The organism is Pantoea sp. GL120224-02 (assembly GCF_900215395.1).
Classification (GTDB): domain Bacteria; phylum Pseudomonadota; class Gammaproteobacteria; order Enterobacterales; family Enterobacteriaceae; genus Pantoea; species Pantoea communis.
The window spans coordinates 230010-236593 of sequence record NZ_OBEC01000008.1; the positions used below are offsets into that span (position 1 = coordinate 230010).

Below are 6584 nucleotides of genomic sequence, written 5' to 3' on the forward strand. Positions count from 1 at the left end.
GATGGCTGTTTGTATGCCGCATCTAAACCTGGGTCAATCCACCATCAACGCAGATCTCAGCGCCCGCGATGTAACTGCTTTCATCACTGGCAAGGAACAACGCAGCATTTGCCACCTCTTCCGGTTTTGCCATTCTGCCGAGGGGGATGGCGCTGGTGAGACCATTTCGAACCTGTTCTGAAGCCGCCGCCATCATTTCAGTATCCACAGGGCCGGGTGCGACCACATTGACGCGGATACCGCGTGCGGCGAGTTCACGGGTCCAGGTGCGGGCAAAGGAGCGCAGAGCGGCTTTGCTGGCAGAGTAAACACCATAGCCTTCCGTGCCAATCACATCCGCAATCGAGCCAATCAGAACCACGCTCGCACCCGGTTTCAGCAGGGGCAACGCAGCTTGTAAGGCAAAGAGCGGCGAGCGCACGTTAAGTCCGAAAATCTGCTCGTAGTGAGACTCACTGATCTCGTCTAACCGGGCGTATTCCGACATACCCGCATTGATCACCAACACATCCAAATGGCCTGACGTGCTTTTGATGGTGTCCATAATATCGGCCAGCTCTTCGTTCTGACTAACATCGGCGCGTAATGGCTTCGCGATGCCGGATATCTTGCGGCTGGCAGTAGCTAATTCTTCTTCACGACGGGAGGTAAACCAGGTGGTTGCTCCTTCGCTGGCGAAACGCTGGCTGATCGCCAAACCGATACCTTTTGCGCCGCCCAGTACCACGGCAACTTTGTTTTCTAATCTGCTCATCTGCAATGCTCCTTTAAGAGTGGAACCCAGATGATATAAAAACTATACTTGATATCAATTACGCACTTAGTTTATATCAGATATATACGGGTATATCGCCATGAATGAGAAAACTGACAAGCCTTTGATTGATATCGGTAAAACCCGACCTGTTTTGGAAAACATCACCAATAAATGGTCGATATTAATTCTCACCGTGCTTTGCACACAGCCCTCAAGGTTCAATGAGATTCGCCGCAGACTGGAGGGGATTACCCATAAAGCACTGGCGGATGCGCTCAAACGTCTGGAGCGCAATGGTCTTGTGAACCGTAAAGTGCTACCAACTTCGCCGGTGAGCGTGGAATACAGCATCACACCTTTAGCGCAGACGCTGCAGCAGCCCTTTATGGCCCTGGCGAGTTGGGCGATGGAGTACGGCCCGGTGATGGAACAGGCTCAAGCCGCTTACGACATTGCTCGTAATGAAGAAAAGAAGGTGGCGGAAGAAGCCTAATGGTTGGGTTTTAATTAGATGAACTCAGAAAGACGGGCAGCGCGATATTTTACACTTCATGCGCTGCCGTTTTACTCACCTTTATTTTTACCTGTTTATATAACAGGGACGGATAATGCTGAGACTTTTTCTTTAGCCTCAGCAATCAAAATAATCCCCTGCAAGGATTCATCAGGATGAACACTCCATATTTTACTTTCGGGGATGCAAATGCCGTCATAACGTATTTTGGTGCCGTCGTAGGGATAAAATTTACCTTCGTTTGTATCTAAAACAAAAACCTGCAACAGACGAGACTTCTGCGCAATGTGTTTCCAAAGTGCTTTTCCGCCTTCATAGTGGTGATGATCACTCATCAGCGTGATATTTTGATGCACCACCAAGGTTTCATACATGCGGGTTGCAAGACCAAAACCTTGCATGATCTCTTGTACCACAACCCCTTCAACCTGCAGCGCGGCAGCATCCTGCCAGAATGACTTTACGCTGAGCCCATCAAAATGTTCAACGCGAATCAGTTCCAACGTAGCAATGACGCGATGACGTAAATCGTTCTCGATTAATGCTGGACCAGCATCGACGACTGCTGAAAAAGGTGTTTTTCGATCATAGATAATCCAGTAAGTAGAACTACCCATTTCAAACTCATCAATAATCTCAAAACGTCGTTGTAATGTATTGGGGCTGTATGACATTGGCATTATGGCCATATTTGAATCCCCCTTGTTAAGCACTGGCATGTGTATTCCTTCACTTGATTGCCTCTCTCCATTAATTAACTTAACACATGAAAGGATAGGGATGAGGTGGATTTAATGAGAGCCAGACTCCTGTTTTCTATTTTAATAGGGAGAATGACATCCTTTTATCACCTCAACCCAATCTTACCCAGCGACGACCAAGCAGCACTGTCATAACGATAATCACCGCAATGGCGGCCAGATGCATGACAAAATCCATGGCGTGCAGATGCACCGGATGGCAAAACGCCAGCATGGTGACGGCCATGCAGGCTATGCCCAGTCCGGCCATCGCCAGGCTGCGTACCGGATGGAGTGCACGTGTCTTGCGTAAACTGGCAATCATCAGCAGCATCATCGGTGTGCTCACCACTAACAGGAAGGTAAAACAGCGCGTGCTGTCATTATCATGTGCCTCCACTACGGCGTGCGGGATACTGCTCAGGCTCAATCCCAACCACAATAAACCCAGCGTCAGCAGCACTTTCCAACTGACACTGCGGCGGCCAGGGATGCTCATGTTGAACGCATTACGAATCGCAAACAAGCCGAGCACAAACGCCAGCGCCAACTGGATGAGCGCGCGCATCGCACCGGGTTGTGACCAGTCGGTGAGGGTGCGCTGCACCAGAAAACTGGCGGCGATGCCGCAGGGCAGTGCCAGCAGCAGCCACATCAAGACACGCCAATAAGTCGGCCGCATCGGTTGAACGGGCTGCATGTCGCGGCTGAGTTTTTCGATTAACAGGTCATGATTATTCATGGTGTGCTCCAAAGCGACGCAGATTACTCAGCGCGCGATGCAACAGCGATTTCACCGCTGCCACACTTAAATTGTTATGTTCTGCCGCTTCCGTCAGGCTCATTTCGCGCAAGTGAACATGTTCGACAATCTCGCGCTGGCGCGAGGGAAGCTGGCGCAGATAGTCAGCCAGTTCCTCTTGTGTATCCAGCGATGGTGCCTCTGGCGCAATGGCAGCTTCAGTTAGCGTTTCTTCGTGGACTTCCCATTGCTGATGGCGTCCGCGTCGCCGCAGGGCATCCACGGCGCGAGCGGAGATGATGGCCATCAGCCAGGGTAAGAACGGGTAGGCAGGATCATAGGTGTGACGCACCCGATGCACCGTTAGCAGCACATCCTGAATCACATCTTCCACTAATGCCTGGTCGGTGAGTTGTTGGCGTATTTGTCCGCGTATCACCGGCACTAGCGCTTTGAGCAGTCGGGTGTAAGCGAGCTGATCGCCCGCCTGCGCCTGTTCCATTAGCGCGGGCCAACTTTCGCGCGCGCTATCACTTGCTTGCATAATCCGCCTTGAAACAATTACGCCTTGGTGCTGGCCGCTTGCAGCGCATTCACCACAATGCTCGGTGTCAGCACTTGCGGCAGCACTTTTGGCGGCCCGCCATCGGCGGGGTAAACCAGATACATCGGCAGTCCGCCCTGACCAAACTCGCTCATGGCGTCATCGACATCGGGATTAAACTTGGTGGAGTCCGCCACCATATACACCGTACCGGTTTTTGCCAACGCGTCTTTAACTACCTGCGTCGAAAGGGAGGTTTTTTCATTTACCTGACAAGTGATGCACCATGATGCTGTGAAATCGACAAAGATGGCTTTGCCATGTCCGCGCTGCGATGCAACGGCCTGCGGCGTCCACTTCTCTTTGGTGAGCTGGCTGGCTACCTGGTCACCTGCCAGCGCTGCGCCCGGTTGAATTAACTGCGGCAGTGGGGCCAGCACGGCGATAACCAATACGGCGGTCACGGCGAACAGCACTTTATGGCCTTTACCGGCAAAGCGGCGATGTTGCGCCATCCCATATAGCCAGCCCGCGAATGCTACAACCACTGAGGCTGCTAACAGTGTAGCCAATGCCGCGCTGCCTGCCTGTTGCGCGAGCACCCACACCAGCCAGGCATAAGCGCCGAACATTGGGAAGGCCAGACCGCGTTTCAACACATCCATCCATGCACCTGGTCGTGGCAGGAACTTTGCCAGACGCGGGAACAAGGAAACCAACGTGAAGGGCGCGGCAAACCCCAGTGCCAGTGCAAAGAAGATCGCCAAGGCCACGGCCGGAGGTTGCAACAGCGCATAACCAATGGCACTGGCCATGAAGGGGGCAGCGCAGGGGGTGGCAACGATAATCGCTAGCGCACCGGTGAGCGCAGATCGTAAAAATGCGCCGCGATTGATTTCCACCGCGCCCACGCGCTGGACGGACAAGCCCACTTCAAACACGCCCAGTAAGTTAAGCGCGGCGGCGAGGATCACCAGCGACAGCAGGGCGATCACCAGGGGAGATTGCAGTTGGAAACCCCAACCGACAGCGGCCCCGCCTGCGCGCGCGGCCAGCAAAATCCCTGCCAGCGCCATCATGGTGACGATCACACCAAGCAGGAAACCCAAACCTTCTCGTCGCGCGCTAGCAGCGTTGTCCGTGTGGCGTAACAAACCCAGCGCTTTCAGTGAGATGACTGGAAAAACGCAGGGCATAAGATTAAGAATAATGCCGCCAATGAAGGCGGCCAGCATGGCGGTTAACATCGCTGGCCTCTTTACTTAGTTAGTTTGCGGATGCGCGTCGTCGTACTGCTTCACGGCGGCGAGGGCTTTCTCAATGTGCGTATCCGGGTTTCTATCAGTGTAACTCAGCAGGATGTCGCCATTAGGCGCAATCACATAAGAGGTACGATCGGAAAGGGTTTTGCCTTTCATCTGCATGGTGGTTTGATACTGAGCGGCCACTTTAGCACCTGGGTCGGCGGCAACAGCGAATTTATCACGGCACTCCAGTTTAGAGAAATCGCTCACCTGATCGGTATTGCCTGCAGTCACACCAATAACTGTGGCGTGCATTTTGGTGAAGTTGTCGGTGGCTTCGGCGAAGTCATGCGCTTCAATCGTACAGCCCGCACTGAATGCGGCCGGGAAGAAGTAAAGCACCACTGGCCCTTTTTGCAGCGCTTTTTGCAGCGAGAAGGTCAATGGTTTGCCAGCTAATGCACCTTGCAGTTCGAAATTTGGTGCCTTTGCACCAACCGGCAGCGCGGCGCTGGCGTTAAAAGCGGTGGCAGAGAGGCCCAATGCGGCGGTGATGCTCAGAGTACAAACGAGGGTTTTAAACGATTTCATTATCTGCTCCTGCGATGTAAGGGAGGTCCGGTTTTAGTGACTCAATACATCAGTTCGCTGGAGGGGGCGGAAAGGTTTCGGTGCCAGTAAAAAAAAGTTAAATTAGCGACGCAATGTGACTCATGGAAAAAGAGGCTAAGAGAGATGAATCGGAATTATTTCAGTAAAATCATTTTGTTAATTGGGTTATCTTGCTCGGCCACCGCGCTGGCGGCACCTGTCATTGATAGCGATGTGGCTTCCCTGATCAATCAACGCCTGTCCTATATGAAGGATGTGGCCGGTTATAAAGCCGCCAATCATCTTGCGATTGAAGATCTGCCGCAAGAAGAAAAAGTGCTGGCTAGTGCTGTGCTGCAAGCCGAAAAGCTGGGCTTAGCGGGCGAGTCTGTTAAACCCTTTGTGCAGGCTCAGATGGATGCAGCAAAAGCGATTCAATATCGCTATCGCGCAGATTGGCTCTCCACACCTGAACAAGGTTGGCAGCCTTTGCCGCTGGATCAGGTCAGAAGCAAAATTAATGTGCTGAGCGCCAGCATTCTGAGTGGTATCCGTGCGCAGTTAGCGCAGGGCAAACCCTTCACCGATAAAGCCGCCTTTCTGCACACGCTTGATCAAGCGAATCTGGAACAGGGTGATAAAACGAGGCTGTGGGAAGCCCTGCAGAAAATTAGTCTGAAGAAGTAACGGTTATTCATAAGAGGCGTAATAAGATTACGCCTCTCTAATATGTCATTTACCTCTCAAACTGCAATATTATCCACGATATCTCCACCTCGGGATAAAATTCAGATGACCAACGATCCACTCCGCCACCTTTTCCTTATAACCCCAACTGAACTCCCTATGTCCTGCTCAAGAATCCCCTCTGCTATAACTGCTGCGAGTTGATAACGCGTAGGAAAAGTTTTTCATGGATATTCGTAAAATTAAGAAACTGATCGAACTGGTTGAAGAGTCCGGCATCTCCGAGCTGGAAATCTCTGAAGGCGAAGAGTCAGTTCGTATCAGCCGTTCACCTGCGAACGCCGGCTACCCGATCATGCAACAGGCTTATGCTGCGCCAGTGATGCAGCAGCCTGCGCTGGCGACCGCCGTTGCACCTGCAGCCGCTGCGCCGGCTGAAGCCGCTAAGCCGGAAATCACCGGCCACATCGTGCGTTCTCCGATGGTCGGCACTTTCTACCGTACCCCAAGCCCGGACGCGAAAGCCTTCGTGGAAGTGGGCCAGAAAGTCAACGCGGGCGATACCCTGTGCATCGTTGAAGCGATGAAAATGATGAACCAGATCGAAGCCGATAAATCCGGCGTTGTGAAGGCGATTCTGGTGGAAAGCGGCCAGCCGGTTGAATTTGACGAGCCGCTCGTCGTCATCGAATAACGAGGCGAAGCATGCTGGATAAAATTGTCATTGCTAACCGCGGTGAGATCGCTCTGCGTATTCTCCGCGCG

9 protein-coding genes are annotated in these 6584 nt (G+C 52.6%); 3 read left to right on the forward strand and 6 right to left on the reverse strand.

What is annotated here, in order from left to right; all coding sequences use genetic code 11:
* Nucleotides 1-22: 22 nt before the first annotated feature.
* Nucleotides 23-754, reverse strand: coding sequence for an SDR family NAD(P)-dependent oxidoreductase (locus CRO33_RS16565; protein WP_097118884.1), 732 nt, complete (start codon nucleotides 752-754; stop codon nucleotides 23-25).
* A gap of 100 nt (nucleotides 755-854) precedes the next feature.
* Between CRO33_RS16565 and CRO33_RS16570 the strand changes: the two genes are divergently transcribed.
* Complete coding sequence (locus CRO33_RS16570) at nucleotides 855-1250, forward strand: winged helix-turn-helix transcriptional regulator (protein WP_097118885.1); 396 nt, start codon at nucleotides 855-857, stop codon at nucleotides 1248-1250.
* Nucleotides 1251-1345: 95 nt separating this feature from the next.
* Here CRO33_RS16570 and CRO33_RS16575 read toward each other — a convergent pair whose 3' ends face one another.
* The 5 genes from CRO33_RS16575 to CRO33_RS16595 form a co-directional block, all read right to left on the reverse strand.
* A complete protein-coding gene (locus CRO33_RS16575) occupies nucleotides 1346-1990 on the reverse strand; it encodes a hypothetical protein (RefSeq protein WP_097118886.1) in 645 nt (214 codons plus the stop codon).
* A gap of 133 nt (nucleotides 1991-2123) precedes the next feature.
* Complete coding sequence (locus CRO33_RS16580; protein ID WP_097118887.1) at nucleotides 2124-2753, reverse strand: NrsF family protein; 630 nt, start codon at nucleotides 2751-2753, stop codon at nucleotides 2124-2126.
* A complete protein-coding gene (locus CRO33_RS16585; RefSeq protein ID WP_097118888.1) occupies nucleotides 2746-3297 on the reverse strand; it encodes a sigma-70 family RNA polymerase sigma factor in 552 nt (183 codons plus the stop codon). Before CRO33_RS16585 ends, CRO33_RS16580 begins: the two co-directional genes overlap by 8 nt.
* 17 nt (nucleotides 3298-3314) lie before the next feature.
* Nucleotides 3315-4544, reverse strand: coding sequence for a protein-disulfide reductase DsbD family protein (locus CRO33_RS16590; RefSeq protein ID WP_097118889.1), 1230 nt, complete (start codon nucleotides 4542-4544; stop codon nucleotides 3315-3317).
* A gap of 15 nt (nucleotides 4545-4559) precedes the next feature.
* On the reverse strand, nucleotides 4560-5132 hold the full coding sequence (locus tag CRO33_RS16595) for a peroxiredoxin (protein ID WP_097118890.1): 573 nt from the start codon (nucleotides 5130-5132) through the stop codon (nucleotides 4560-4562).
* 144 nt (nucleotides 5133-5276) lie between these two features.
* Here CRO33_RS16595 and CRO33_RS16600 point away from each other — a divergent pair, with 144 nt between their 5' ends.
* Both CRO33_RS16600 and accB read left to right on the forward strand, forming a co-directional pair.
* A complete protein-coding gene (locus CRO33_RS16600) occupies nucleotides 5277-5819 on the forward strand; it encodes a chorismate mutase (RefSeq protein WP_097118891.1) in 543 nt (180 codons plus the stop codon).
* A 226-nt stretch (nucleotides 5820-6045) separates the two neighbouring features.
* The gene (gene accB / locus CRO33_RS16605; RefSeq protein WP_097118892.1) at nucleotides 6046-6513 is read left to right on the forward strand and encodes an acetyl-CoA carboxylase biotin carboxyl carrier protein; all 468 of its coding nucleotides are present in this window, start codon (nucleotides 6046-6048) and stop codon (nucleotides 6511-6513) included.
* The last annotated feature ends 71 nt before the right edge of the window (nucleotides 6514-6584 follow it).

Coding starts and splice junctions, on each gene's coding strand:
- CRO33_RS16565 (WP_097118884.1), bottom strand. CDS start 754: ATGAGCAGATTAGAAAACAAAGTTGCCGTGGTACTGGGCGGCGCAAAA.
- CRO33_RS16570 (WP_097118885.1), top strand. CDS start 855: ATGAATGAGAAAACTGACAAGCCTTTGATTGATATCGGTAAAACCCGA.
- CRO33_RS16575 (WP_097118886.1), bottom strand. CDS start 1,990: ATGCCAGTGCTTAACAAGGGGGATTCAAATATGGCCATAATGCCAATG.
- CRO33_RS16580 (WP_097118887.1), bottom strand. CDS start 2,753: ATGAATAATCATGACCTGTTAATCGAAAAACTCAGCCGCGACATGCAG.
- CRO33_RS16585 (WP_097118888.1), bottom strand. CDS start 3,297: ATGCAAGCAAGTGATAGCGCGCGCGAAAGTTGGCCCGCGCTAATGGAA.
- CRO33_RS16590 (WP_097118889.1), bottom strand. CDS start 4,544: ATGTTAACCGCCATGCTGGCCGCCTTCATTGGCGGCATTATTCTTAAT.
- CRO33_RS16595 (WP_097118890.1), bottom strand. CDS start 5,132: ATGAAATCGTTTAAAACCCTCGTTTGTACTCTGAGCATCACCGCCGCA.
- CRO33_RS16600 (WP_097118891.1), top strand. CDS start 5,277: ATGAATCGGAATTATTTCAGTAAAATCATTTTGTTAATTGGGTTATCT.
- accB (WP_097118892.1), top strand. CDS start 6,046: ATGGATATTCGTAAAATTAAGAAACTGATCGAACTGGTTGAAGAGTCC.